At 73.0% G+C, this 26,522-nt stretch carries 23 protein-coding genes and 1 pseudogene; 18 read left to right on the forward strand and 6 right to left on the reverse strand.

The genetic code is table 11. From position 1 onward, the window contains the following. Window positions 1-58 precede the first annotated feature (58 nt). Window positions 59-871 carry an arylamine N-acetyltransferase family protein gene (locus V9U70_RS20575; RefSeq protein WP_336677282.1) on the reverse strand — a complete coding sequence of 271 codons (813 nt, stop codon included), beginning with the start codon at window positions 869-871 and terminating at the stop codon, window positions 59-61. A gap of 142 nt (window positions 872-1,013) precedes the next feature. Next, window positions 1,014-1,826, reverse strand: a pseudogene (locus V9U70_RS20580) (NAD(P)-binding domain-containing protein). A 97-nt stretch (window positions 1,827-1,923) separates the two neighbouring features. On the opposite strand from V9U70_RS20580, the gene V9U70_RS20585 reads away from it, so the two are divergent. Both V9U70_RS20585 and V9U70_RS20590 read left to right on the forward strand, forming a co-directional pair. Further along, entirely contained in the window at window positions 1,924-2,298 is a 375-nt protein-coding gene (locus V9U70_RS20585; protein WP_336677284.1) for a winged helix-turn-helix transcriptional regulator, read from the forward strand. Window positions 2,299-2,378: 80 nt separating this feature from the next. Next, window positions 2,379-3,260: a S1 family peptidase gene (locus V9U70_RS20590; RefSeq protein ID WP_336677285.1), complete on the forward strand. Its 882-nt coding sequence runs from the start codon at window positions 2,379-2,381 to the stop codon at window positions 3,258-3,260. A gap of 58 nt (window positions 3,261-3,318) precedes the next feature. On the opposite strand, the gene V9U70_RS20595 is transcribed toward V9U70_RS20590, so the two are convergent. Next, complete coding sequence (locus tag V9U70_RS20595; protein ID WP_336677287.1) at window positions 3,319-4,137, reverse strand: TetR/AcrR family transcriptional regulator; 819 nt, start codon at window positions 4,135-4,137, stop codon at window positions 3,319-3,321. An 84-nt stretch (window positions 4,138-4,221) separates the two neighbouring features. Here V9U70_RS20595 and V9U70_RS20600 point away from each other — a divergent pair, with 84 nt between their 5' ends. Continuing rightward, window positions 4,222-5,067 (forward strand): siderophore-interacting protein, encoded by an 846-nt coding sequence (locus V9U70_RS20600; RefSeq protein ID WP_336677289.1) that lies wholly within the window; start codon window positions 4,222-4,224, stop codon window positions 5,065-5,067. Between the two features lie 31 nt (window positions 5,068-5,098). On the opposite strand, the gene V9U70_RS20605 is transcribed toward V9U70_RS20600, so the two are convergent. Together V9U70_RS20605 and V9U70_RS20610 are read right to left on the reverse strand one after the other, a co-directional pair. Then, complete coding sequence (locus tag V9U70_RS20605) at window positions 5,099-6,724, reverse strand: N-acyl-D-amino-acid deacylase family protein (RefSeq protein WP_336677290.1); 1,626 nt, start codon at window positions 6,722-6,724, stop codon at window positions 5,099-5,101. Between the two features lie 46 nt (window positions 6,725-6,770). After that, a complete protein-coding gene (locus tag V9U70_RS20610; RefSeq protein ID WP_336677292.1) occupies window positions 6,771-8,108 on the reverse strand; it encodes an alanine racemase in 1,338 nt (445 codons plus the stop codon). Between the two features lie 165 nt (window positions 8,109-8,273). Between V9U70_RS20610 and V9U70_RS20615 the strand changes: the two genes are divergently transcribed. The 5 genes from V9U70_RS20615 to V9U70_RS20635 all read left to right on the forward strand — a co-directional run bounded on the left by V9U70_RS20615 (window position 8,274) and on the right by V9U70_RS20635 (window position 13,728). Further along, a complete protein-coding gene (locus V9U70_RS20615) occupies window positions 8,274-9,395 on the forward strand; it encodes a sugar kinase (protein ID WP_336677294.1) in 1,122 nt (373 codons plus the stop codon). Continuing rightward, window positions 9,392-10,150 (forward strand): IclR family transcriptional regulator, encoded by a 759-nt coding sequence (locus tag V9U70_RS20620; RefSeq protein ID WP_336677296.1) that lies wholly within the window; start codon window positions 9,392-9,394, stop codon window positions 10,148-10,150. The genes V9U70_RS20615 and V9U70_RS20620 overlap by 4 nt, the downstream gene beginning before the upstream one ends. Window positions 10,151-10,156: 6 nt before the next feature. Beyond that, window positions 10,157-10,567: a RidA family protein gene (locus V9U70_RS20625; RefSeq protein ID WP_336677297.1), complete on the forward strand. Its 411-nt coding sequence runs from the start codon at window positions 10,157-10,159 to the stop codon at window positions 10,565-10,567. A gap of 277 nt (window positions 10,568-10,844) precedes the next feature. Then, window positions 10,845-12,320 carry a GntP family permease gene (locus V9U70_RS20630; protein ID WP_336677298.1) on the forward strand — a complete coding sequence of 492 codons (1,476 nt, stop codon included), beginning with the start codon at window positions 10,845-10,847 and terminating at the stop codon, window positions 12,318-12,320. A gap of 112 nt (window positions 12,321-12,432) precedes the next feature. Then, on the forward strand, window positions 12,433-13,728 hold the full coding sequence (locus tag V9U70_RS20635; protein ID WP_336677299.1) for an Nramp family divalent metal transporter: 1,296 nt from the start codon (window positions 12,433-12,435) through the stop codon (window positions 13,726-13,728). A 78-nt stretch (window positions 13,729-13,806) separates the two neighbouring features. On the opposite strand, the gene V9U70_RS20640 is transcribed toward V9U70_RS20635, so the two are convergent. Next, on the reverse strand, window positions 13,807-15,540 hold the full coding sequence (locus V9U70_RS20640) for a chitinase (protein ID WP_336677300.1): 1,734 nt from the start codon (window positions 15,538-15,540) through the stop codon (window positions 13,807-13,809). A 697-nt stretch (window positions 15,541-16,237) separates the two neighbouring features. On the opposite strand from V9U70_RS20640, the gene V9U70_RS20645 reads away from it, so the two are divergent. The 10 genes from V9U70_RS20645 to V9U70_RS20690 all read left to right on the forward strand — a co-directional run bounded on the left by V9U70_RS20645 (window position 16,238) and on the right by V9U70_RS20690 (window position 26,490). Continuing rightward, window positions 16,238-17,104 carry a hypothetical protein gene (locus V9U70_RS20645; protein ID WP_336677302.1) on the forward strand — a complete coding sequence of 289 codons (867 nt, stop codon included), beginning with the start codon at window positions 16,238-16,240 and terminating at the stop codon, window positions 17,102-17,104. A gap of 163 nt (window positions 17,105-17,267) precedes the next feature. Next, window positions 17,268-17,975 (forward strand): Flp pilus assembly protein CpaB, encoded by a 708-nt coding sequence (gene cpaB, locus V9U70_RS20650; RefSeq protein ID WP_336677304.1) that lies wholly within the window; start codon window positions 17,268-17,270, stop codon window positions 17,973-17,975. A gap of 7 nt (window positions 17,976-17,982) precedes the next feature. Further along, window positions 17,983-19,293, forward strand: coding sequence for a CpaE/TadZ family protein (locus V9U70_RS20655; RefSeq protein WP_336677305.1), 1,311 nt, complete (start codon window positions 17,983-17,985; stop codon window positions 19,291-19,293). Between the two features lie 3 nt (window positions 19,294-19,296). Next, window positions 19,297-19,716: a TadE family protein gene (locus V9U70_RS20660; protein ID WP_336677307.1), complete on the forward strand. Its 420-nt coding sequence runs from the start codon at window positions 19,297-19,299 to the stop codon at window positions 19,714-19,716. 285 nt (window positions 19,717-20,001) lie between these two features. Further along, window positions 20,002-20,340 (forward strand): TadE/TadG family type IV pilus assembly protein, encoded by a 339-nt coding sequence (locus tag V9U70_RS20665; RefSeq protein ID WP_336677308.1) that lies wholly within the window; start codon window positions 20,002-20,004, stop codon window positions 20,338-20,340. A 62-nt stretch (window positions 20,341-20,402) separates the two neighbouring features. Beyond that, complete coding sequence (locus V9U70_RS20670) at window positions 20,403-21,740, forward strand: TadA family conjugal transfer-associated ATPase (RefSeq protein WP_336677311.1); 1,338 nt, start codon at window positions 20,403-20,405, stop codon at window positions 21,738-21,740. A gap of 10 nt (window positions 21,741-21,750) precedes the next feature. Then, on the forward strand, window positions 21,751-22,695 hold the full coding sequence (locus V9U70_RS20675; protein ID WP_336677313.1) for a type II secretion system F family protein: 945 nt from the start codon (window positions 21,751-21,753) through the stop codon (window positions 22,693-22,695). A 48-nt stretch (window positions 22,696-22,743) separates the two neighbouring features. Next, window positions 22,744-23,631 (forward strand): DUF5936 domain-containing protein, encoded by an 888-nt coding sequence (locus V9U70_RS20680; protein ID WP_336677315.1) that lies wholly within the window; start codon window positions 22,744-22,746, stop codon window positions 23,629-23,631. Window positions 23,632-23,995: 364 nt separating this feature from the next. Further along, window positions 23,996-25,411, forward strand: a complete 1,416-nt coding sequence (locus V9U70_RS20685) for a sensor histidine kinase (RefSeq protein WP_336677317.1) — start codon at window positions 23,996-23,998, stop codon at window positions 25,409-25,411. Window positions 25,412-25,425: 14 nt separating this feature from the next. Then, complete coding sequence (locus tag V9U70_RS20690) at window positions 25,426-26,490, forward strand: response regulator transcription factor (RefSeq protein ID WP_336677319.1); 1,065 nt, start codon at window positions 25,426-25,428, stop codon at window positions 26,488-26,490. The last annotated feature ends 32 nt before the right edge of the window (window positions 26,491-26,522 follow it).

Here is a 26,522-nt window from a genome sequence, read left to right on the forward strand (position 1 = left end):
GCGCCCGTCTCCGCGTGCCGCCCGGCGCACCGGGCCGCCCCACCGGGGCCCGGCGCGCTCATTCGGGCAGCCGGGCGCCTTCCGGGAGCCGGATGCCGAAGTCGTCCGCCAGGACGCGCAGCGCCTCCGCGCCGTCCTTCAGCTGCCGTTCCACGATCGTCCCGTCGTCCGCGGTCTCCACCAGGTCGAGTCCCGACAGCGCCAGGTGGGAGTCGGCCCGGGTGAGCTGCGCGTACACCGCCTGGCTGAACGGCGAGTGCGGGTTCGTCGCGATGTGCCAGTTGATCACCTCGTAGTCCGGGGCCTCGAACGGCTCCAGGGTGAAGGCGTACTGCGGCTCCCAGGAGCCCCCCTTCTCCGCGTGCAGCTCCCACAGCGGCAAGGGGCCGTCGTGCGGCGCGTGGACGAGGCGGTGGTGGCGGGGGGCGTCGAACAGCTCCGCGCCCTCCACCAGCTCGATCGGCTCCAGCAGGGCCCCGACCGTGCCGAAGCCGACGTCCGCCAGATACGCCTGCCGCTCCCCGGGCACGTCCACCCGCATCAGCATGTGCGTCCGGGGGCGGATGTCCCCGGGGGCCGCGCCGAGCACCACCCGGGCCGTCAGCGGCGTCACGGAGAAGCCGATCTGCTTCAGGGCGGCCGAGAAGAGGGTGTTGTGCTCGTAGCAGTACCCGCCGCGCCCGCCGCGGACGAGCTTCGCCTCCAGGTCGGCGAGCGCCAGCGAGGGCGCGGAACCGAGCAGGGCCTCCAGGTTCTCGAACGGGATGCCCGTCAGATGGGCGCGGTGCAGCGAGCGCAGCACGTCCGTCGTGGGGCGGAGCTCTCCGGTCCAGCCGATGCGGGCGACGTAGGCGTCGAGGTCGAGTGTCATGCACCGACCGTACGCACACGGGGTGCGGGAAGGCCTCCGACCGCGGTCCGATCTGCCCGGACGGGCGGACGGGGACTTCGGACCGAGGACCTGACGCGCCGGAACCCCCTCCCCGGCGACCCGCGCCGCCCGCGCCGAGGCCTCAGGCCGCGGGGGCCCCGTTCACCGCGCTCGCGGAGGCGGTCAGCAGGGCCGTGTCGACGCCCTGCTCCCGAGCTGTCCGGATCAGCGCGGCGTCCCCGGACCCCGCCACGGCGGGGCTGGTCGCGTCCTCCGGAGCCGGGGCGCCCCCGAACAGGGCGGCGGAGTGCGGGGCCATCGCCGAGAGCCACTCCACCAGCAGGGCGCCGAACTCCTCCCGGTTCGCGTCCGCGTCCCGCACCAGGGCGAACGCGTGCCGGGCCCCGGCGAACATGGCGGTCATCGCGCTGAGCAGCGCCACGTCGTTCAGCGCGGCCAGACCGGGGTCCGTGCCGACGTGCCGGGGCGGCGGGCGCGGCCAGCACCTCGCGGCGGGCGTCGAAGAGGTCGCGCGAGCCGCTGTAGAGGACGTAGGCGCCGGGCCCCGGCGCGTCGATCATCGCCGGTACGGCCATGATCCCGCCGTCCAGGAAGCGGGCGCCGCGCTCCTGCGCCCAGGCGGCACGGCGGCGTGCCTCGGCCGGGGTGGAGGTGGTGAGGTCGACCAGGTCCTCGCCGGCCAGGTCGGCGTCGGCCAGCGCCTCGCGGACCGAGGCGCCGTCCAGGAGGCAGGCGACGACGAGCGGGCTCGCCGCCACCGCCGCCGCCTCCGCGGCGGNGCCCGCGGCGGCGAGTCGGGAGCTCCGGCCGGGGCTGCGGTTCCAGACGGTCAGGGGGTGGCCGGCCGCGAGCCGGCGGCGGGCGCGAGGGCGGCGCCCATGGCGCCGAGGCCGAGCAGGGTCACAGGGGCGGGTGCGGCGCTGTTGTCGGACATGCCGATTAGGCTGCTGGAAGGCGCCGGGGGCGACGAGCACGCACTGTCGAGTGGGTGGTCACCTCGCGGTCAGTGTCCGGTTGGGGAGGGGTGGGCGATGCGGATCGTGCGGAGGCCGGGGGCTTTCGTCTGTGGGATCGACGCGGCGATGGACGTCATCGGCGGCAAGTGGAAGGTGCTCATCCTGTGGGCGCTGAGCGAGCGGACGTGCCGCTTCGGTGAGCTGCGCCGGGCCGTGCCCGGAGTGACGGAGAAGGTGCTCAGCTCCCATCTCAGGGAGCTGGAGGAGGACGGCATCGTGCACCGCGAGGTGTATGCCGAGGTGCCGCCGCGCGTGGAGTATTCGCTCACCCCGCTCGGCCACTCGCTGAACGAGGCGCTGGGCCCCCTGGGGGAGTGGGGGCGCCGCCACATCTTCCGCGGCGCCGAGGAGGGGGAGGCGGCGGGCACGGCCGGAACGGCCCCCTTGTGACGCCCTGAAATCCGGGTCACCATGCGCATGCCAAGACCGGAAGATCTCCGGCTCCTGGCATCACTGGAGGGGACCCCCACATGAACAAGCCTCTCGTCGGCGCGTTTCTCGCCGCCCTGCTGCTGGGAGCGGGGGCCGCGCCCGCCACGGCGGCCGGACCCGCCGGGCACGCGGCCGAAGCCGCGCCGCAGGCGGAGAAGGCCGCGACGCAGTCGCCGCCCACCACGCGGGCCGTGTCCTTCGCCGGAACGGTCGCTCTCAGCAACTGCTCGGGCTCCGTGGTCCGTTCGCCGCTCTCCGCGCCCACCGACCCCGCGCTCGTGCTCTCCAACGGGCACTGCCTGGAAACCGGCTTCCCGGGTCCGGGCGAAGTGGTCGTCAACCGGCCGTCCACGCGGGCGTTCACCCTGCTCAACGCATCCGGCCGGGGCGTCGGCACCCTGCGTGCGAACAAGATCGCGTACGGCACCATGACCGACACCGACCTGTCGCTCTACGAACTCACCAGCAGCTACCGGCAGATCGAGGACCGGTACGGCATCCGGGCGCTGGAGCTGGACACCGCCCGCCCGGTCGCGGGCACCGCGATCACCGTCGCGTCGGGCTACTGGAAGCGCACCTACAGCTGCTCCGTCGACGGCTTCGCCCACCGGCTCAAGGAGGGCCGGTGGACCTGGAAGGACTCCGTCCGCTACACCCCGGAGTGCCGCACGATCGGCGGCACGTCCGGCTCCCCGGTGATCGACGACGCCACCGGCAAGGTGGTCGCCGTCAACAACACCGGCAACGAGAGCGGCCAGCGGTGCACGGACAACAACCCGTGCGAGGTCGACGAAAACGGCCGGGTGACCGTCCGCGAGGGCATCAACTACGCCCAGCAGACCTACACCATGGTCCCGTGCATCGGGGCCGGCAGCGCCATCGACCTGAACCGCGAGGGCTGCGCGCTGCCCAAGCCGTAGCGGCGCCCGCCGGTGAGGGCGCGCCGGGCGGGCCCGGGGACGGGGCCGCCCGGCGCGCTCATCCGGCCTCCCGCGCCGCCACCGCCGCCTCGATTCCGTCCAGCAGCACCCCGAGGCCCACCCGGAACGTCTCGCGCGCCTCCCGCTCCGGAAACGGCACCGGGTCCGCGTCACCTCCGGGCCCCGGATACGGGTCCACCGGGCCCTCGGCCTCCAGCCGGCTCACCGCGGGGAAGCGCTCCGCGAAATCAGGGACCAGCTCCGTCAGGGCCGCGGAGCGCACCGCCCACCACTCCTCGTCGGAGCTGCCGGTCGCCGCCGCGGCCAGCCGGGCGTCGGCGACCGCCTGTGCCGCGCCCCGTACGAACGGGAAGAGGGTCCCCACCAGTCGCCGCAGGGTCCCCGCCGCCAGCCCGGTCGCCCGCAACAGCGCCACCAGCGTGTCCAGGCCCGCGTACTCGTGCGGGCCCAGCACCGGCCGCGCCTGCGAGACCTGGAGCACCCAGGGGTGACGCACGTAGAACTCCAGGACCTCGTGCGCCCAAGTGGTGAGCGCCTCCCGCCAGTCGTCCGACTCCGGATAGTGCCTGGGGAGTTCGGCGTGCACGGAGTCGTGCATCAGGTCCAGCAGCTCGCTCTTGCCGGGAACGTGGGTGTAGAGCGCCATCGCCGTGTGCCCGAGCCGGTCGCCGACCGCGCGCATCGACAGGGCGGCCATCCCCTTCTCGTCCGCGAGTTCCACGGCCGCCGCCACGATCGCGTCCACGCTCAGCCGGGCCCGGGGCCCCGGGCCGCCGCGCGGCGGCGGTGAGGCGTCCGCGCGCCACAGGAGGGTCAGGGAGCGGCGAGGGTCGCCCTGGCCGGCGAAGACCACCACATGCGACTCCTTACTGTGTAAAGTAATCCCGGCGAGTTGATTCCTTACGTCGTAAACTATCAGTGGGAGAGAGGTCGGGCTGCCATGGGCCAGGCGCTGCCGGTCACCTGGGTGCGGGTCACGGACGTCGAGCGGGTCACTCCGCGGACGGCTCGGATCGGCTTCACCGCCGACGAGTTGCCCGGCCTGCTGGAGGACCGGCCCGACCAGCAGATGAAGCTGTGCCTGCCACGCGCCGGGCAGGACGCGCCCCGGCTGCCGGAACCGGAGGCCGACGACGCCTACGGCATGCGCTGGTACGAGGCCTTTCTCGCGATCCCGGAGCCGGAGCGGCCCTGGATGCGCAGCTTCACCGTCCGCTCCTACGACCGGGTGCGCAACGTGATGGCCGTCGACTTCGTGCTGCACGGCGACGACGGCCCCGCCTCCCGCTGGGGCGCCGCCGCCCGGCCCGGCGACGTGCTCGGCATGGTCGGGCCCTCGTCGCTCTACGCCCGCCCGCTGCCCGCCGCCCGGCGGCTGCTCCTCGCCGGGGACGAGACGGCGCTCCCGGCGATCGCCACGCTGCTGGAGGCGCTTCCGGCCGGGACCGGGACCGTGGTGTACGCCGAGGTCGCGGGCGCGGAGGAGGAGCCGCCGCTGCCACCGGCCGCCGGAGGGGCCGAGGCGCACTGGGTCCACCGCGACCGGGGCGGTTCGCTGGTGGAGGCGGTGCGGGCCGCCGGGCCGCCCCTCGACGCGGTGGACGCGGCCTGGGTGGCGGGCGAGGCCTCGGCCGTCCGGGCGCTGCGCCGCCATCTGGTCGAGGACCGTGGACTGCCCAGGGCGTCCGTCGAGTTCAGCGGATACTGGCGGCGCGCGCTCACCCAGGACGACGCCCCGACCGAGGAGGACCTGGCGTGGGCGGCGGAACGGACGGACCGGGCCTGAGCCGCCCGCCCGCCGCCGGGGAGATCCGCGGTCAGGCGGCCGCCGTCCCCGCGCCCCGGACCGCCCGGCCCGCCAGCACCGATGTCCGCCTGCCGTCCTCGACGACGAAGAGGCCGTCGATCAGCACGTGCGGAATGCCCACCGGCAGGGTGCGCGGCTCCTCGAACGTGGAGCCCGCCGCCACCGTCCCGGGGTCGAACAGCACCAGGTCGGCGCGGTAGCCCTCGCGCACCAGGCCCCGGTCCGCCAGCCGCAGCCGGGCGGCCGGGCGGGAGGTCAGGTGGGCGACGCACTCCTCCAGGCTGAGGATGCCCAGCTCCCGGGAGTACCTGCCGAGATAGTGCGGGAACGTGCCGTATGCCCGGGGGTGCGGCTTGGAGCCCTGGAGGATGCCGTCGCTGCCCCCGGTGTGCACCGGATGGCGCATGATCTGCCGGACGTTCTCCTCGTGTCCCACGTGCTGGAGAATCGTCGTGCCGAGCCGGTCCTCGATGAGCAGCCGTCGCGCGGTCGTCCAGGGCTCCTCACCCCGCAGCGCCGCAGACTCGGCCACCGTGCGGCCCACGTGGCCGTCCAGGTGGGGGGCGCCGACACCGGAGATCTCGATGGTGTCCCACTCGATCGGCACCCCGTGGCAGCCGTCCGAGCCCAGCGCCTCCAGATGGCGCCGGATTCTCTCGGCGCTCTCCTCGTCCGCCAGCCGCGCCAGGGTCGGCTCCGGCCCGCCCTCGCTCGCCCAGCTCGGCAGCATCGCGACGAGCGTCGTGCAGCCGGGGGTGTACGGGTAGGTGTCGAGCGAGATGTCGGCCCCGGCGGCGAGCGCGGCGTCGAGGAGGGCCAGCAGCTCCGGGGCCCTGCCCTTGTTCACCCCGAAGTTCATGGTGGCGTGGGCGAGGTGGAGGGCGCAGCCCGCGCTCCGGGTGAGCCGCACCATCTCCTCGTACGCCTCCAGCGCGCCCGCCCCGTAACTGCGGTGGTGCGGGCAGTAGTAGCCGCCGTGGCGGGCCACCACCCGGCAGAGCTCCGTGAGTTCGGCGTCGTCCGCGTACATGCCGGGTGTGTAGGTGAGCCCGGAGGACAGGCCGACGGCTCCCTCGCGCATGCCCTGGTCCACCAGCTCCTTCATCCGGGCCAGCTCGGCGTCGGTGGCGGGGCGGTCGTCCCAGCCCACCGCGTACATCCGGACCGTGCCCTGCGGGATCAGGTAGGCGGCGTTGACGGCGATGCCCCGGCCGCCGAAGTTGCGGTCGAGGCGGTCCAGGTAGCCGCCGACGGTGCGCCAGTCGAAGTCGATGTCGTCGCCGTCGCCGTTCCAGCCGGCGATGGAGCGCCGGACCTCGGTGAGCGTACGGTCGTCGGCCGGGGCGTACGACAGGCCGTCCTGGCCCAGGACTTCGAGGGTGACGCCCTGCGCCGCCTTCGCGCTGTGGTCCGGGTCCCGCAGCAGCGCCAGGTCGCTGTGGGCGTGCATGTCGATGAAGCCGGGGGCCAGCGCGAGCCCGTCCGCGTCCACGGTGCGGGCGGCGGTGGGCCGGGGGCCGGGGGCGCCCTCGGGGTGGATCTCCGCTATGCGGCCGCCGTGGAGTGCCACGTCGGCGCGGTAGGAGGGCTCGCCGGTGCCGTCGACGACGAGGGCGTCGCGCAGGACCAGGTCCATGGGGGTCACCTTTCACGGGGCGTAGGCGGTACGGGGCGGACCGGGCTCAGAAGAACGTGCGGACGTAGTCGGTGACCGTGCCGTCCGCCTCGACCAGCGGAATGAGCTGCCACTTGTCGAAGCTGGTGCACGGGTGCGAGAGCCCCATCCCGACCCAGTCGCCCACCTCCAGCTCCGCCCCCGGCCCGGTGCGCACCCAGGTGTGCTGGTCGGACAGGCCGGTGACCGTGATCCCGGCAGCCGGCCGCACCGAGCCGTCCCGGCCGGAGCGGACTGCCTGCGCCTCGGGGAGGTCGAGGTCGTACGCCGCGTCCCGCTTGCCCGCGTTGAGGAACGCCTGCTCGCCGGTCGGGCGCGAGACGACCTGGGCCCAGAGGCGGAACGCGGGCTCCAGCGCACCCTCCTCCGGGACGCGGTTGAAGGGGGTGAGGTGCTTGTAGTGCCCGTCGTCGTGCGAGACGTACGCGCCGGAGCGCAGCAGCTTGAGCACGGGGCGGCTCAGTCCGGGAATCTCCGCGAAGACGTCCGCGACCGCGTCGAACCAGGCACTGCCCCCCGCGCTGACGATGATCTCGTCGGCCGGGGCGAAGCGCCCGGCGCGGTCGAACGCGGCCGTCAGCGCGACGAGGCGGCGCAGCCACTCCCGCACCCGCTGGGGGGAGGCGTCCGGGACCTCGCCCTCGTACCCGGCGACGCCCACCAGGCGCAGGGTCCCGGCCGCCGCCACCGCGTCGGCCACCGCCGCGCAGTCGGCCTCGGTGCGCGCCCCGGTGCGCGCCCCCTCGCCCGCGCCCAGCTCCACGACCACGTCGACCGGGCGGGAGGCGCCCGCCGCGCTCAGGGCCGCCTCCATCAGCTCGACGCCGCGCACGGAGTCGACGTAGCAGACGAAACGGAAGCCGGGGTCGGCGGCCATCTCGCCAGCCAGCCAGCGCAGGGCCACCGCGTCGACCAGCTCGTTGGCGAGGAAGATCCGGCCGATGCCGTACGCCCGGTAGACCCGCGCCTGGTGCGGCACGGCGGCCGTGATGCCCCACGCGCCGTGCTTCAGCTGGTCGACGAAGAGCCTCGGGGCCATGGACGTCTTGCCGTGCGGGGCGAACGCGAGGCCGTGGCGTTCGGCGTACGTCTCCAGCAGGGCGAGGTTGTGCGCGACCGACCCGGCGGACAGGGCGAGGACGGGGGTGGTGAACCCGCCGGTGAACAGGTTGCGGCGCTCGGCGGCCAGGGCCCCGACGGTCAGGCCCGCCGCGTCGGGCGGCAGGGCCTTGAAGCGGTGGTCGACGCGTTCGTCGGCGAGAGAGGACGCCAGGGACGCGGGGGACACGCCGGGGGCGGAAGAGGCGGGGGCGGCGGTCTGACCGGTGGGGCGTTCGGCTGCCAAGGGAAGCTCCTCGAAGTATGTTGCAACATATGCAACACCCATTGCGTATATCGCTCAACGCTGTCTAACATCCGAGCCGACGCCCGGTCAATGGCGGTCCCGGAGCCGCAGGACCCCGGGCCCGCGAACCCCAAGGCCCGCACGCCGATCAGCGAGGAGCCCTCCGTGTCCGGACCCGCAGCAGGGACGGCCAGCGCCGCCACGACCACCGACGTCGTCTGCCTCGGTGAGTCCATGGTGGCGTTCCTGCCCTCGCAGCCCGGCCGCCTCGCCGACGTGCCCTCCTTCGGGCGAGGGGTCGGCGGCGCCGAGTCCAACGTCGCCTGCGCGCTGGCCGCGGCCGGGCACCGGGCCGCCTGGGTCGGCCGGGTCGGCACGGACGGCTTCGGGGACCACCTCGTGGAGACGATCACCGGATACGGGGTCGACACCTCCGCCGTCCGCCGCGATCCCGCCCGCCCCACGGGCGTCTACTTCCGCACGGCCGCGGACCGGGGGACCGGCGCCCACGAGGTGGCCTACTACCGGGCCGGGTCCGCCGCCTCCGCGATGTCGCCGGACACCGTCCCGTACGACGCCCTCTTCGCCGGCCGTGTCCTGCACCTGTCCGGGATCACGGCCGCGCTCTCCGCCGGCTGCCTGGAGCTGCTGCGGGAGCTGACGGCCCCTCGGCCGGGCCGCCCGCTGGTCTCGTTCGACGTGAACCACCGGCCGCGTCTGTGGCGGGGCGCCGACGCCTCCGTGCTGCTGGACCTGGCCCGCCGCTGCGACCTCGTGTTCGTCGGCGAGGACGAGGCGAAGGAGGCATGGGGGATCGGCGGCGCGGCGGCGATCCGGGCGGCGCTGCCGGAGCCGTCGGTGCTGGTGGTGAAGCGGGGGAGCGCGGGCGTGACGGTGTTCGCGCGCCCCGCCGAAGGCCCCGCGCCTGCTGCTGCCGCTGCCGCTCACACGCCCGCCGACGGCCCCGGCGCCACCGCGGCCCCCGACGTCGTCACCGCCGTGCCCGCCCTTCGCGTCGACGTGGTCGCCGCCGTCGGGGCGGGGGACGCGTTCGCCGCCGGGTTCCTCTCCGCCACCCTGCGCGGACTCCCGGTGCGCGACCGGGCCAGGCACGGGCACCTGATGGCCGCCGCCGCCCTCACCGTCCCCGGGGACCTCACCGTCCCGCCCGCCCGCGGCCATGCCGACCGCCTCGCCGCCCTCGACGACGAGGCCTGGGAGAGACTTCGACTCGGCCCCGGCTGGACCGCAGCCGACCGGGCACCCGAGGAGGTACGTACGCCATGAGTCAGACCGTCGACCGGGCACTGAGCATCCTGCCGCTGCTCGCCCAGGGCCCCGCCGACCTCGGACAGGTCGCCGAACGGCTCGGCGTCCACAAGTCCACGGCGCTGCGCCTGCTCCGCACGCTCCACGAGCACGGCCTCGTCTACCGCCAGCGGGACCAGCGCTACCGACTCGGCGCCCGGCTCTTCGCCCTCGCCCAGGAGGCCGTCGAGAACCTCGACGTACGCGAGATCGCCCACTCCCACCTGGTCGCCCTCAACGACCGGTGCGGGCACACCGTGCACCTCGCGGTCTACGAGGAGCAGGAGGTCCTGTACATCGACAAGGTCGAGAGCCGCTACCCGGTGCGGATGTACTCGCGGATCGGCAAACCCGTCGCGATCACCGTCGCGGCCGTGGCGAAGCTGCTCCTGGCCGACCTCACCGAGCCCGAGCGGCGCGCCGTCGCCGAGAAGCTCGACTACCCCCTGTACACGCCCCGTTCGACGCCGAACGCCGCCGCGTTCCTCAAGGAGCTCGCCGTCGTCCGCGAACAGGGCTGGGCCACCGACCTCGGTGGCCACGAGGAGTCCATCAACTGCATCGGCGCCCCCATCCGCGGCGCGGACGGGCGGGTCATCGCGGCCATGTCGGTCTCCGCGCCCAACGTGGTCGTCACCGCGGAAGAACTCCTCACCCTGCTCCCGCTGGTCCGGCGCACCGCCGAGACCATCAGCCGGGAGTACTCCGGCGCCAACCGACCCAGGAAAGCCTGATCAGCCATGACCGAGAAGACCGCCCTCACCCCCTCCACCCACACCACGCCGCCCGCCCGGTTCTCGCACGGCGTGAAGAAGGGGAACATCCTCCAGGTCGCCGGCCAGGTCGGCTTCCTCCCCGCCGTGGAGGGCCAGGCCCCCACCCCGGCCGGCCCCACCCTGCGCGAGCAGACCCTCCAGACCTTCGCCAACGTCAAGGCGATCCTGGAGGAGGGCGGCGCGAGCTGGGACGACGTGATGATGATGCGCGTCTACCTCACGGACGTGGACCACTTCGCCGAGATGAACGAGATCTACAACGCGTACTTCGCGGAGCAGAACCTCAAGGAGGCCCCCGCCGCCCGCACGACGGTCTACGTCGGCCTGCCCAAGGGCCTGCTCATCGAGATCGACGCCCTCGCGGTGCTGAGCTGACCGCTCCGCCCGCCCGCGGCACCGCTCGGGCCCACCGCCGGGCGGCGCGCCCCGCACCCGACCCGCCGGCCCGCCCCGCGCCCGGCTGAGCGCGCCACTCGGCGCACCGCCCAGCGCACCGCTCCCCCCGTCGCCCGGCGCGGCGCCCCGTCCCCCGGGGCGCCGTGCCGCGCTCCGCCCTGCCCTGCGGCAGGGCCCGGCCCGCTCCTGGACCTCAGCTGCCAGGCCGCCCGGCACGCCGGACCCCCTCAACTCCCCCGCCGCACCGGAGCCCCCCTTGTTGCTCGCCGCCACCCCGCCGCCGGCCGAGACGCCGCCGCACACCGGAGGACTGCTCCTGCTGATCGACGGCACCGCGGGTCTGCTGACCGTCGCCGCCCTCGGCATCGCCCTCCTCCTCTTCCTGATCATCAGGGTCAGGCTCCAGCCGTTCGTCGCCCTGCTCGCGGTCTCCACAGCCGTCGGCCTCGGCGCCGGGCTCTCGGTCACCGAACTCTTCGGCACCGTGCAGAGATCCGCCGTCGTCTCGGTCGTCGAATCCGGCATGGGCGGCATCCTCGGCCATGTCGCGATCATCATCGGGCTGGGCACCATGCTCGGTGCGATCCTCGAGGTCTCCGGCGGGGCGGAAGTGGTGAGCGCCCGGCTGCTGAACCTCTTCGGTGAGCGACGCGCTCCGCTCGCCATGGGCCTGACCGGCCTCGTCTTCGGCATCCCCGTCTTCTTCGACGTCGGCATCTTCGTCCTGGCGCCCATCGTCTACGCCGCCGCGAAACGCTCCGGAAAATCGATCCTGCTCTACGCGATGCCCCTGCTGGCGGGCCTGTCGATGACCCACGCCTTCCTGCCTCCGCACCCCGGCCCGGTGGCCGCCGCCGGGCTCTTCAACGTCTCGCTCGGCTGGGTCATCCTGATGGGCGTCGTCGTCGGCCTCCCCTCCGTCCTCGCCGCCTGGGCGTACGCCGCCTGGATCGGCAAGCGGATCTTCGTCGAGGTCCCGCAGGACATGGTGGAGGCCGCCGCGGAGGCCAGAGCGGCCGTCGTCGCCGAACAGCGGGCCGCAGGCGTCGCCCCGAACGAGAAGCCGGTGTCTCTCGTCACGGTCCTCGCGATCATCGGCACCCCGCTGCTCCTGATCCTCGCCGCGACGTTCTCCTCGATCACGATGGCCCCCTCCACGCCGCGCTCGGTGGTGGAGTTCTTCGGCCACCCGTTCGTCGCGCTGACGATCGCCCTCCTCCTGGCGTACTACCTGCTGGGCATCCGCCGCGGCTGGTCCCGCTCGTCCCTGGAATCCGTCTCCACCTCCTCGCTCAAGCCCGTCGGCAACATCCTGCTGGTGGTCGGCGCCGGCGGTGTCTTCGGCGCGGTCCTCAAGGGCAGCGGCATCGCGGACGCCCTCGCCGACACCTTCCACGACGTCGGACTCCCGGTCATCCTCCTGGCCTGGCTCATCTCGGTCGTGCTGCGGGTCGCCCAGGGATCGGCCACCGTCGCGATCGTCACCACAGCCGGGATCGTGGTCCCGCTGGTCGAGGGCCAGGACCTCTCCCAGGCCCACCTCGCGCTGATCATCATGGCGATCTCCGCCGGATCGATCTTCGCCTCGCACGTGAACGACGGCGGTTTCTGGATGGTGTCGAAGTACTTCGGCATCTCCGAGCGCGACACCCTGAAGTCGTGGACCGTCCTGGAGACCGTGCTCTCGGTCGCGGGCTTCGTCGTCGCGGCGCTGCTCAGCCTGCTGATCTAGGGGGTGTCCGGCCTGGGGCGGCCCGCCCGGGGCCGCCCCAGCGGCGCTCCCCGCCCCCGACCGCGCGTGCGCCCCCTTGTGCCGGACGGCCGATTGCGCTTCCTTGACCGGCATGGCGAAGACGAGCGCAACCACAGGGGCAGGGGAGCAGGCCTCCCGCCCACGCAAGTCCAGCTGGAAGCACATCGGCCCCGGGATCGTCGTCGCGGCGACCGGGGTCGGCGCCGGAGACCTGGTCGCGACGCTGATCGCGGGCAGCAAGTTCGGCTACACCCTGATGTGGGCGGCGGTGATCGGCTGCGTCGTCAAGATCTCGCTCGCGGAGGCGGCCGGCCGCTGGCACCTGGCGACCGGCCGCACGCTCTTCGACGGCTGGCGCAGCCTCGGCCCCTGGACCACGGTCTACTTCGCGGTCTACGTGGTCATCTGGGGCTTCGTCTACGGGGCGACGGCCATGTCCTCCAGCGCCCTGCCCATCGTGGCGCTCTTCCCCGACGGGCCGGGGCTGAAGTTCTGGGCGATCGTCACCGGCCTGATCGGGCTGGCCTTTGTCTGGTTCAACCGCTACGCCGTCTTCGAGAAGGTCATGACGGTCCTGGTCGGCGTCATGTTCGTGGTGGTCGTCTACGTGGCCGTCCGCGTCGTGCCCGACGTCGGCGCCTCCTTCGCCGGGCTGGCGCCCGCCCTCCCGGACGGCTCCCTGCTGTACACGCTGGGGCTGATCGGCGGCGTCGGCGGCACGATCACCATGGCGGCGTACGGCTACTGGGTCAACGCCAAGGGGTGGGGCGACTCCTCCTGGATGAAGGTGATGCGGCTCGACAACCGGGTCGCCTACCTCACCACCGGCGTCTTCGTCGTGGCGATGCTCGTCGTCGGCGCGGAACTGCTGCACTCCTCGCAGGTCGCCCTCACGTCGGGCGACCGGGGGCTGCTCGACCTCGGTGCGGTGCTGGAGGACCGGTTCGGCGCGAGCACCGCGAAGCTGTTCCTGATCGGCTTCCTCGCCACGTCGTTCTCGTCGCTGATCGGCGTCTGGCACGGGGTGAGCCTGATGTTCGCCGACTTCGTGGAACGCTTCCGGGCCCCGGCCGCGACGGCCGGGACCCATCCGGCGGGCGTGGACCGGCGGCAGCGGTCGCTGCCGTTCCGCGCCTACCTCCTCTGGTTGACCTTCCCCCCGATGACCCTGCTCTGGCTGGACGAGCCCTTCGGGCTGGTCGTCGTCTACGGAGTGCTCGGCGCCTTCTTCATGCCGTTCCTCGCGCTGACCCTGCTCTGGCTGCTCAACTCCTCCCGTACGCCCGGTGAGTGGCGCAACGGCCGGATCAGCAACGGGATGCTGGCGCTGGCCGGGCTGCTGTTCGTCGTGCTCTGCGTCCAGCAGGTGCGCGAACTGCTCTGGTGACGCCGCGCCCCGCGGGGCCGGAACGCGGCAGCGCCGCCGGGGGAGCGGCGGCGCTGCGGGTCGGTGGCGCGGGAGGGGTTACGGCAGGTTGCGGACGTGCGGGCCGACCGCCTTCGACCAGGCGAACCCGGCCGTCGCGTCCCAGTTCGTCGACCAGGTCATCGCGCCGCGCAGCGACGGGTAGGTCTTGGCCGGCTTGAAGGAGCCGCAGTTGACGCCCCTGGTCAGGCAGTCCAGGGCCGCGTTCACGATCGACGGGGAGACGTAGCCGCTGCCCGCGCCGCGGGTGGAGGCCGGGACGCCGATGCCGACCTGGGACGGGTCGAGGCCGCCCTCCAGCTGGATGCAGGCGAGCGCGGTGAGGAAGTCCACCGAGCCCTGGGAGTAGACCTTGCCGTCGCAGCCCAGCATCGAACCGCTGTTGTAGTACTGCATGTTGACGACGGTCAGGATGTCCTTGACGTTCAGCGCCGTCTTGAAGTACTCACCCGACGTCGACTGCATGTCCAGCGTCTGCGGGGCCATGGTGAGGACGAGCCCGGGGCCCGTCTTCGCCGACAGCTGGCGCAGCGCCTTCGTCATGTAGGTGGCGTTCAGGCCGTTCTCCAGGTCGATGTCGACCCCGTTGAAGCCGTAGTCCTGCATCAGCGCGTACACCGAGTCGGCGAAGGCGGTGGCGGAGGCGTCGTTGTTCACCCGGACAGAGCCCAGCTCGCCGCCGACCGAGATGATGACGTTCTTGCCGGCCGCCTGCTTGGCCTTGATGTCCGCACGGAACTGCGCGTCTGTGTAGCCGTTCAGCCCGGCGGTGTCCAGGTTGAAGGTGACCGCGCCCGGCGTCGGCGTGGCGTCCGCGAAGGAGACCGCGATGATGTCGTAGTCGGCCGGGACGTCGCTGAGCTTCTGGACCGCCGCGCCGTTGTTGAAGTTCTGCCAGTAGCCGGTCACCGCGTGCTTGGGCACGGCGGGCCCGGGCCCGGGGCCGGGCCCGTTCTCCTTGGCCGTACGCGCGTTGACGGCGGCCGACTTGACCGACTCGCCCGCCGCGTTGGTGGCGCTCACGGAGAACTGGTAGGCGGTGTCGGCGGACAGCCCCGTGACGGTCGCCGAGGTGCCGGTCGACGTGGTCGCCTTCACGCCGTCCCGGTACACGGTGTACCCGGTGGCGTTGGACACCGCGTTCCAGGACAGGGCCACCGAGGTCGTCGTCGTGGCGCCCGCCGCGAGACCGGCGGGTGCCGCAGGAATGGACGGGCCGGGGTCCTCGCCGCCGCCCCCGCCGTCGGGACCGGTCACCGCGATGTCGTCGGCGAAGTAGGCGGCCTGCCCGTACCAGCCGTGGGTGTAGACGGTCACCGACGTGGTGTTCGGGCCGGTCCTGAAGCTGGTGTTCAGCTTGGTCCAGGCGGTGGAGCCCGGCGTCCAGGTGGAGACGTCGGTCGTGCCGGTGCCGGTCACGCCGAGGTAGGCGTAACCGCCCTGCACCCAGGAGCTCAGCGCGTACGTCGCGTCAGGCTTCACGGCGACGGTCTGCGTGCACTTCGCGTTGTCCTGGCCGGCCGGGGTGGCCTTCAGCGCCGATGTGCCGCTGCGCACGGGGGAGGAGACGGCCGCGCCACTGCCCCCGGAACAGGTCCAGTCGGCGAGCCCGGACTCGAAGCCCGCGTTCTTGGCGTTGTTGACGTCGGCGGCCTGTGCGGTGCCGGCGAGTCCGGTCACGGTCAGGGCGCCGGCCGCGACGACGGCCATGGCGCCGCTGAGCACGGGCCGGGAGTGACGCCTGCGGCTTCTGCTGCCTACGGAGCGTTCCACTGGTGCCTCCGGGGGGAGTGGGTGTTGCGTGGCGGGATCGTACGGACGTGTCGGCGTGCCGGACGGAGGTGGGGGCGGTACGGGCGGTGCGGGGGCCGCGAGTCGGAGCTGCGAGGTCGGGGTGTCGGACCGGGGGGTGGCGGTCATCGCCTGGCGGCTAAGCTGGTCCAGACCAATCGAGTTGTCAAGACCTCTGGCAGCGATTGGTCCTCGGAGAGGGCCGGCGGCCCGCTCGGCGGGCGGCCCCGCTCCGGGCGCCGACGGCTGCCCGCGCCTGGGGTCCGCCGGGGTCCCGGACGGCGTGCTCCGCGCCGGGAATCCACTCCACGGCCCCCCGCGCGAGTGATCTTGCGGAAGCCCTCCGGACGGTGACGGCGCCGGCGCGAGAGGCGATGCCCCGGTGCCCGGCCGCCCGGGCTGACCTGCGCCGACGAAGAGCTGACCGGAACGCGGACGCCGGGTTCGGTAACGCTCCGCAGCGACAAGCGGATGGACCGGAATCGATTCATCCCATTTGGCGCCCGGACCGTGTGCGAACGGTGTTCGCATACCGCCGCACTGGTCTCCGATAACTGTTCTCTGCCTGCTGCGACGTGGCTAAAGTGCTGAGACAGGAGCACGGAGCAGGAGCGTTTGCGGCCGACGTCCGCCGTCGACCGGAGCCGAAACGGGGAAGAGCGTGCCGACCGCCATAGCAGTGACGAGTGCAGATCTGGTGCTGCCGCCCACCGATCAGCAGACACCGACCGCGGCCCTGCTCCAGGCCCCGGAGGCGCAGACCCTGGAGCTGGCGATCGGCGACATGCACCTGCTGCTCGAACAGCACGGGTATGTGATCGCCCTCTACCCGTCGGGCATCCGCCCCGAGCACGAACGCCGCCTCCACTCCATCCGCTCGGTCCTGGAGAGCGACCGCATCGCCCTGGTCAGGGTGGACCTGCCGCCTCTCGGCGTCGCCGTACTCGTGCGTCAGCTGCGCCAGTTGTCCATCTGCGACTTCAGCCCCGGGGTGGTCGCCTCCGCCGCCCGGCTGCTCTCCCACTACATCTACGCGGGCGCCCTGCTGAACTCGGTGGCCCGGCTCGACCGGGTGCCCGTCAGTCTCAGGACCCACGCCAAGTCCTGGGTCCCCGGCTCCCAGTTCGCCGTCCTCGCCGGTCCAAAACCGCACCTCGTGAAGGTGGGCCCGAGCGCCGGGCCGCCGCCCGGCCCCGATTTCGGCACGCACCTCCTGGTGGCCCGGGGGGCCCACCAGTCCGACTGGGTGCACGAGACCCTCGCACCCGCCTGGCAGGTCCAGGCCCTGCACGAGACCGCGATCCCGTCCGACTCGCCCCGCTGGTGGGGCACGGGAAGGCTGGTGGAGTTCGCGGCCCACATCCCCGACCTCTCCCTCCTCTACCAGCTCGTCTCCTCCGTGCGCCGGGAGGCGTGCCACTGGTGCACCATGGAACTCATCGGCGACCGCTGTGCGTTCTGCTCCGCACCGCTCGCGGCGCCGGAGAACCGCATGCCTTCGGCCGGTGTCCTCCACCACGAGGACGGCCTGCCATCCGGCCCCTGACGCCGCGCGAGGGCGCACCCCGCCGGGAGCGGTGCGGGCGCCGCCCGCGCCCGCACCCGTACCGCCTCCGCACCGCGACGCCGCCGCGCCGGCCCCGACCCGCAGCAGCACCGCCCACCCGTCCGCCGCCCACGCACCCGATTCGAACGAGGTTGTCCGGACCATGAACTCCCGCCAGCGCCGCGGCGTGATACTCCTGCTCCTGTCGGTCCTGTGCGCCTTCGCCGCCTTCGCCGGCGTGCTCTCGGTGATCAGCGACGTCAACTCGAAGGTCGGCCCCGAGGTGTCCGCGTACCAGCTGAAGACCGACGTGGCCCCGTACACGGCCCTGAAGAGCAGCCAGTTCGAGAAGATCACGATGCCGGAACGCTGGCTCTCCAGGAACGCCGTGACCGATCTGCGGGAGATCGACTCGAAGATCGCGGTCACCGAGCTGCGCCAAGGGTCCCTTCTCCAGTCGGACATGATGGTGCGCAAACCGGAACTGCGGGCGGGGGAGCAGGAGATCGCCATCATGATCGACGCCTCCACCGGCGTCGCGGGCAAGATCACCCCGGGGGCCACGGTCAACGTGTACGCCACGTTCGCCGGCGAGCAGCAGGGCGACCCCTCCCAGTCCAAGGTCATCGTCGCCAACGCCAGGGTGCTGGACGTCGGCAAGCTCACCGCACTGAACCCCAGTGCGAGCGACCGGCGCAGCCAGGCCACGGAGGCCGTGCCGATCACCTTCGCGCTCAACACGCTCGACACCCAGCGCATCGCCTACGCCGAGTCCTTCGCGGAGCACGTACGCCTGGCCCTCGTCGCCCCGGGCAGCGACGGCGCCATCCGCCCGGGGGACCGCACCTACACGCTCGACAAGGACAAGTGAGGATGGGATGACCACCAGAATCCTCCCCGCCGTCGGCGACCTCGACGCGGCCCGCTCCGTCACCACTCTGCTCAGCCAGCTGCCCGACGCCGACCCCGCGACGCCCGTCGGGGACTCCACCCAGCTGATCGACGCCCTGGCCCGCCTCGCGGGCGAGGCGCTGGACGAGCTGCCGGAGGTCGTGGTGGTCCACGAGCGGATCGGGCCGGTGCCCGCCCTGGAGCTGATCCGGGAGGTGTCCCTGCGGTTCCCCTCCGTCGGCGTCGTCATGATCACCGCGGACGCCAGCCCCAGCCTCTTCGCCGACGCCATGGACTCCGGAGCGCGCGGCCTGGTCACCCTGCCGCTGAGCTACGAGGAACTGGCCAACCGGGTCCAGGCGGCCGCCCAGTGGTCGGCCGGGGTGCGCCGCCACCTCTCCGCCGGCAACGAGGTCCTCACCGGCCCCGGCGGCACGGTGGTCACGGTCACCGGCGCCAAGGGCGGCGTCGGGGCGACCGTCACGGCCATCCAACTGGCCCTCGCGGCCCAGGCGTCCGGCAACGCCGTCGCCCTGGTCGACATGGACCTCCAGACCGGCGACATCGCCTCGTACCTCGATGTGCAGTTCCGCCGCTCCCTCGCCGACCTCGCGCAGATCACCGACATCTCGCCCCGGGTGCTGGCCGACGCGGTGTTCTCCCATTCCACCGGGCTCGCCCTGCTGCTCGCCCCCGGCGAGGGCGAGCGGGGTGAGGAGGTCAGCGACCGCTCGGCCCGCCAGATCGTCAGCGCCCTGCGCTCCCGCTACGAGATCGTCGTCATCGACTGCGGCGGCCAGATGAACGGCGCCAACGCGGCGGCCGTCGAGATGGCCGACGTGGCCCTGCTGGTGACGACCCCCGACGTGGTCGCGGTGCGCGGCGCGAAACGCGTCGTACGGATGTGGGAACGGCTCCAGATCCGCAAGGCGGAGGAGACGGTCACCCTCGTCAACCGCTTCACCCGCAACACCGAGATCCAACCGGCCCTGATCCAGAAGATCACCGGCACCCGGGTGGCCTCGGCCTCGGTCCCCGCGAACTTCAAGGAGCTCCAGGCGTCCATCGACTCGGGACGCCTGCACGAACTGGACGCCAAGAGCACCGTCAAGCAGGCCCTGTGGGGGCTCGCCGGGGAGCTGGGCATCGTCAAGGAGAGCGCCGCGGTGAAGAAGACCGGCGGCGTCCTGGCCAAGAGGAGCAGCGCAACCGCCCGACACGACCGCGGCCCGGTCGGACGCCCGCGCCGCCGGCGCGGCGGCGGCCACGGGCCCGGAGAACCCGAGGGGACACGTTGAGCGATGGCCACCACGAGAACAGGGCGCAGCGGCATACGGGGGCGGGTCACCGCCCTGCGTGACCGCCCGGACCGAGGGCAGAGTGCGATCGAGTTCCTGGGCATGACGCCCTTCATCATCCTGATCATGCTCGTGATGTGGGAGTGCGCCCTCATCGGCTACACGTTCAGCCTCGCGGGCAACGCGGCGGACGTGGGCGCGCGCAAGGGCAGCGGCGCCGAGCACGGGGCCCGGGCGGCCTGCCGGGCGGGCGCGGAGGCGGACCTGCCCAAGGCATGGAAGGACGGGGCCGAGATCCGCTGCCGCCGCGGGGGCGGACTGTACGAGGCGACGGTGCGGCTCAAGGTCCCCGTGCTGGCGCCCGGTCTGTTCGACCTGGACGTCCACATCGACGGCGAAGCCGGATCGGCGCTGGAGGACTGAGTGATGACGGCACCCGCGACCGCCTCCTCCGCGGCCCCGACAGCCCCCGCGGCCCCGACGGGGCTGACGGCTCCGAAGGCGCTGACGGCCTTGACGGCCTTGGCGGCTCCGGCGGCCCCGAAGGCGCTTACGGCCTCGTCGCCCCCGACGCCCCGCCCTTCGTGCCCGTCCCGCGCCCGTTCCCCGCGCCCGGCCGGTGTCCGGCCTCGCAGGCCCGCGAAGGGCGGACGCCCGTGCGGGCCCCGGCCCCCGCGCGCCCGCAGGGGGGACCGGGGCCAGGTCGCGTTGGAGTATCTGGGCTTCCTCCCGCTGCTGCTCCTGGTCGCCCTGCTGGCGCTCCAGCTCGGCCTCGCCGCGTACGCCGCCAGCCAGGCGGGCACGGCGGCCCGCGCCGCCGCCCGCACGGCGGCCAGCGCCGACCACCACGGCGACCCCCGCTCCACCGCCCGCAGCGCGGTCAGCCAGTGGCTGGTGGACGACCCCGCGGACTTCGGATACCAGGAGAGCGGCGGGGACGACGTGACCGCCACCGTGCGCATCCGGGTCCCTTCCGTCGTCCCCGGACTGGACGGCTGGTGGGCCGAGCGGAGCACGACGATGGCCGTCGAGCCGGCCTGGCCCTGACCCGAGGCCCGAACCGAGGGCCCGTACCGGCACCGTCCGCGATTTCGAGGAGAGTTACGCACATGAGCCTGCGGGCACGCATGACCGCCCCGGACGAGCAGGGCGGGGCACGGGAGGACGGCCACCTGGTGGCCGCCTACCGGGCGAAGCTGCTGGAGGAGATCGACCTCGCCGAGATGTCCTCCCTGGCCGCCGCCGACCGGCGGGCCCGCCTGGAGCGGGTCCTGGGCCACATCATCAGCCGTGAGGGCCCGGTGCTGTCCACCGTCGAACGCTCCCAGCTGATCCGCCGCGTGGTGGACGAGGCGCTCGGCCTCGGCATCCTGGAACCGCTCCTGGAGGACGCCTCCATCACCGAGATCATGGTCAACGGCCCCGACCAGATCTTCGTCGAACGCAACGGCAAGGTCGAACAGCTCCCGATGCGCTTCGGCTCCCACGAGCAGCTGATGCAGACCATCGAGCGGATCGTGTCGACCGTCAACCGCCGCGTCGACGAGTCCAACCCGATGGTCGACGCACGCCTGCCCAGCGGCGAACGCGTCAACGTGATCATCCCGCCGCTCTCGCTGACCGGCGCGACGCTCACCATCCGGCGGTTCCCGCGCTCCTTCACCCTCCAGGAGATGATCGCCTTCGGGTCGCTGGACGAACAGATGCTCGTCCTGCTCGCCGGACTCGTCCAGGCCAAGCTCAACATCATCGTCTCGGGTGCCACCGGCACCGGCAAGACGACCCTGCTCAACGCGCTCTCCGGGCTGATCCCGAACTCCGAACGCATCGTCACCATCGAGGACTCCGCGGAACTCCAGCTCCAGCAGCACCATGTGATCCGGCTGGAGTCCCGCCCGGCCAACGTCGAGGGCAAGGGCCAGATCACCATCCGCGACCTGGTCCGCAACTCCCTGCGTATGCGCCCCGACCGCATCGTCGTCGGCGAGGTCCGCGGCGGCGAGTCCCTCGACATGCTCCAGGCGATGTCCACCGGCCACGACGGCTCGCTGGCCACCGTCCACGCCAACAGCGCGGAGGACGCCCTGATGCGGTTGCAGACCCTCGCCTCCATGTCGGAGGTCGAGATCCCCTTCGAGGCGCTGCACGACCAGATCAACAGCGCCGTCGACGTCATCGTCCAGCTCACCCGGCACGCCGACGGCGCCAGGAAGATCACCGAGATCGCCGTCCTGGACTCGCACGGCCGGGACCCGTACCGCATCATCACGGTCGCACGGTTCGACGCCCGCCCGATGGGCCCGGACGGCCGGGTCCACGGCGACTTCCAGTACCTTCCGCTGCCCCGCAGGCTCGCCGACCGCCTCTATCTGGCCGGCCAGCCCATTCCGCAGGCGTTCGGGATCGCCCGGTCCGCCGAACAGCTCGCCACCCGAGAGGCCAACTAGGTACCGAGCCATGGACAACGTCAACCTCCCCCTGATCACCGTCGGCGTCACGCTGCTGTGCTGCGTGCTGGGCGTGGCGGGCCTGTACGCCTACTCCGGTGGCAAGGCCGACCGCGACGCCCTCGTCGAGCGGCTCTCGCACGTGGGGCAGATCCCCGAGCCGGGCCGCGTCCGCCGCTTCAAGGGTCTGGACCGCAGACTGCGCGGCACCGCGCTCGGCCGGAGACTGGAGCTGAAGCTCGCCGCGACCGGCATGGAGCTCACCCCCGGCGAGTTCGCCGTCTACGCGCTGGTGGCGATGGCCGGACTGTGGATGATCGCCTCCTCCGTGCTCGCCGCCTTCTTCGGGCCGGTCGCCGCCCTCATCGGCCTCTGGGGCACCAACGCCTTCCTGAACTGGCAGCGGACCAAGCGGACCGAGCGCTTCATCAACCAGCTCCCCGAGCTGTCCCGCATCCTCGCCAACGCCACACAGGCAGGCCTCGCCCTGCGCACCGCGCTCTCCATGGCCGCGGAGGAGCTGGAGGACCCGGCCGGCGAGGAACTGGCCCGCGTCGCCCGCCGACTGGCCGTCGGCGAGCCCCTGGAGGACGCGCTGAGCGAGCTGACCGACCGGCTGCCCTCACGGGAACTCGTCGTCCTCGTCACGACCCTCGTCCTGTCCAACCGGGCGGGCGGCACGGTCGTCAGCTCGCTGCGCAACCTCACCGAGACCCTGGAGGAGCGCAAGGAGACCCGCCGCGAGGTCAAGACCCAGCTCTCCCAGGTCACGGTCACCGCCTACGCCGTGCCGGCCTTCGGGGTCGGCGCGATGCTCCTGATGAACGCCGTCATGCCCGGCGCCCTCGACCGGATGACCGGGGCCTTCATCGGCCAGGCCGCCGTCGTCGTCGCCATCGCCCTGTACGCGATCGGGTTCGTCGTGATCCGCCGCCTCTCCCGTATCGACGTCTGAGCCAGGCCCCGCCCGGCCCGTACCGCACCGCACCGAGAGGAACCCGGCATGGACTTGCTGCTCGCCCTGGTCGTCGGCCTCGCCGTCTACGGGGCCATCCACGGCATACGGATGTACCGGGCCGACGCGAAACTCCCCGGCGACCTCGCCGTCGCCCTGGAGTCAGGCTCCTCCCGCACCAGCGCGGTGGGCTCCGGCATCGACCGCCTCGGCATCCGCTGGGCCCCCATGGTGCTGCGGATGATGGGCCCCAAGGCCGTCAACAAGAAGCGCCGGCAGATCGACCTGGCCGGCAACCCCGGCGGCCTCACCATCGACCGTTACGCGGCCCGCCGCGCGGTCTACGGGGCGCTCGGCCTCCTCGGCGCGTTCTCCATGCTCCTGCGCGGCCAACTGTTCCTGGCCCTCCTGATGGTCGCCTTCGGCCTCTTCTGGATCGAGGCGGGCATCTGGTCGGCGATCCGGGTGCGCCGGGAGGACATCGAGCGCACCCTTCCCGACTTCCTCGACGTCCTCGCCGTCGTCGTCTCCGCGGGGCTCGGCTTCCGCCAGGCTCTGGACCGGGTCGCGGAGAAGTACGAGGGCCCGTGGTCCGACGAGGTGCGCATCACCCTGCGGCAGATGGACATGGGCGTCAGCCGCCGCCAAGCCTTCGAGGAACTGCGCAGACGCAACGACTCGGAGCAGGTCGCCATGTTCGTCACGACGCTCCAGCAGGGCGAGGAGCTCGGTGCGCCGATCGTCGAGACGCTCATCCAGATCGCCAACGACATGCGCCGAACCGACGCCCAGAACGCCCGCCGCAAGGCGGCCAAGGCGGTGCCCAAGGCCACGTTCGCGGTGACCTCGTTCCTGCTGCCGGGAACCCTCGTGCTGCTCACGGTCGGATTCGTGTACGGAGCCGACGTCGACTTCACGTTCCTCACGGGCGGCTGACATGAACGGCGGGCGGGGCGGGGACAGAACCCGTGCACGAGGGCCGACCGCGGTGCGGCGGCCACCGGCACGGGAAACGCACCGCGGCACCGCGGCGGTCGGCGGCGTGGCGGCCAGCGGCGGGGCGTGGGGCCTTGGCGCGGTGGCGGGATTCTGCGCACGAGCCCCGGGGAGGCCCGGCGGCCGGGTCCTGGACGAGTCCCGGACGAGACGTGGGCGTCGTCCCTGCGCGCGCGGCAGAGGCGCTGTGCGCCGGGGCACGGGCCCGGGGCGCGGGGCAGGCTCGGAGCAGGGGCCCGGGGCGTGCCCGGGCCGGGACGGTCGGCCACCACGGGGAACGAGACGGAACGGAGGTGACAGGCGCATGGCCTACCAGCTCAACGAGCCCCAGCCCGGACTGACCGCGGAACTGAACCGCGCCCACTCCGGCACACCGGCCCGCCCGGCCTTCGCCATCCAGGTCAACGCCCTCCAGGCGATGTGCCGCCAGGTCTTCGGCTTCCGGCTGGCGATGATCGCGCTGGCGACCCCGTACGCCATCGACCGCACGGCCCCCGGCCTGCCCACCTGGTTCGTCGGCTCGGCGATCCTGGTCACCTTCATGGGCTCGTACGTGCTGTTCCGCGACTGGGAGCGGTTCGGCCCGGTGCTCCTGCGCCATCCCTGGCTGCTCGCCGTCGACGCGTTCTTCGGGTCGCTGCTGCTGGTCACGGCGACCCCCGAGTCGACCCTCGCCTACGTCACGGTCTGCACCCCGCTGCTGGCCGGCCTCGTCCACGGCTGGCGCGGGGCCGCGGTCTTCGCGGCGCTTCAGGTGGTGGTCGTCTTCGGCGTGTACGCCGGAGTCCCGAAGCTGCAGGGCGCCGGGGCGACGCTGCTGCTGCCCGGCTTCTGCGTGATCGCCGGGGCGGTCGGAGTCACGCTGCGCAATCTGCTCCTGCGCTTCGGCACGGCCACCCAGGCCCTCACCGAGACCCGGGCGCGGCTGGCGGTGCACGAGGCGGTGGAGGGCGAACGCACGCGCCTGGCGCGGGAGATGCACGACTCTGTGGCCAAGACCCTGCACGGCCTGGCGCTGGCGGCCGAAGGACTGGCCGGCTCGGCGGACCGCATGGACCCGCCCACCGTGAAGCACCAGGCCGAACTGGTCGCCCGCGCCGCCCGCCGCGCCGCGACGGAGTCCCGGGAGCTGCTCACCGACCTCCGCCGTGAACAGGGCCTGGGGCGCGGCGTCGACATCCTGGCCGAACTGGCCACCCACGTACGGGGCTTCAACGAGCGCCACCCCGTCCCAGCCGCCTTCCGCGGAATCGGCGAGGAGCCCCCGGCGCCCCCGGTACCGCAGGCGGTCGCCCGGCACCTGCTCGCCATCGCCTCCGAGGCCCTGGAGAACGCCCACCGCCACGCGCACCCCACCTGCCTGGTCGTCCGCGCGGGCGTGAAGGGCGACGTGCTCCGGGTCAGCGTGTACGACGACGGGTGCGGCCTGCCCGCCGGCACCACCTTGGACTCCCTCCGCAGGGCCGGCCACTTCGGCCTGGTCGGCATGGTCGAACGCGCCGCCTCCATCGGGGCCCGCATCCGGATCGGCCGGGGCAGGGCGGAGAGGGGCACGGAGGTGCGGGTGGAACTGCCCCTGGCGGCGCTGGCGGAGCCGGAGGGGGGCTCCGGCTCCGGCTCTGATCCTGGCCTCGGCGGGCCTGAGGCTGCCCCGCCCTCGGCCTCGTGCACCCCCGCCCAGGCACCTGCCCCCCGCCCCACCCGTAGTCCCCACCCCTGAGAGGAGGGCGCAGCATGCCGGACGACTACGGCGCATCCCCCGCGCCGGACCGCCACGGACTGGACCGTCACGGGCCGGACCGTCACGGGCCGGTGACTCACCCAAGCGCCTTTGGGCGCCCCGCGCCTTTGGGCGCCCCGCTCGGCGAGGACCCCGACCCCGCCGAGCGCGCTGGACCCCAGCGCCCTGCGACCGACCACCCAGCCCCTCCCGCGCCGCGGACCCCGCAATCGTCACCGTTCTCCCCGACCTTCGCGGCGTCCCGGGAGGCCCGACTCCGGGTGGTCATCGCGGACGACAACCCCGTGGTCAGGGCGGGCCTGGGGGTCCTGCTCTCGGGACGCGCCGACATCCAGGTCGTCGCAGAAGCCGTAGACGGGCGGGAAGCGTACGAGAAGACGGTGCAGCACCGCCCCGACGTGGTCCTGCTCGACGTCCGCATGCCCGGTGTGGACGGCATCTCCGCCCTCCCGCACCTGGTCGGCATCGCGCCGGTGCTGATGCTGACGTACAGCCGGGAGAGCGAGATCGTCCACGAGGCCCTGCGGCTGGGCGCGGGCGGCTATCTGGTACACGGTGAGTTCACGGCGGACCAACTGGTCCAAGCGGTACGCGACACGAAGAACGGCCGGGCGCACTTCACCGCCACGGCCGCCGACGCCCTGCTGGCCCACATGCGTCAGGGGCCGCCCTCCGGGCCGCCCCTGCCGGAGGGCCTGGGAACGGCACTGGCGGCCCCTGGGACCCCGGCGGACCACGCGACTTCGCGGCCCGCCGAAACGCGGGGAAGTCTTTCGCAACTGCAACCTGTTGTGGGACAGTCTTCTGTGAGCGGGAGGCTGGCGCCCCCTCCCAACAGGCGACAGTGCGCGCTGAGTTCCAGGGAGGTGGAGGTCATGGACCTGATTGCGTCCGGAATGAGTAATCAGCAGATCGCCGCCACCTGCTTCATCAGCGAGAAGACGGTCAAGAACCACATCAACCGCATCTTCACCAAGCTCCACTGCTCCACCCGTAGCGAGGCGATCGCCCACTGGCTCGGCACGGCGCCCCGGAGTGTCGGGCGGCGCCATGACTGATCACGGCTCCGACGCAAGAGCCCAGCAACCGC

Source organism: Streptomyces pratensis, from assembly GCF_037137275.1.
Lineage (GTDB): Bacteria > Actinomycetota > Actinomycetes > Streptomycetales > Streptomycetaceae > Streptomyces > Streptomyces pratensis_B.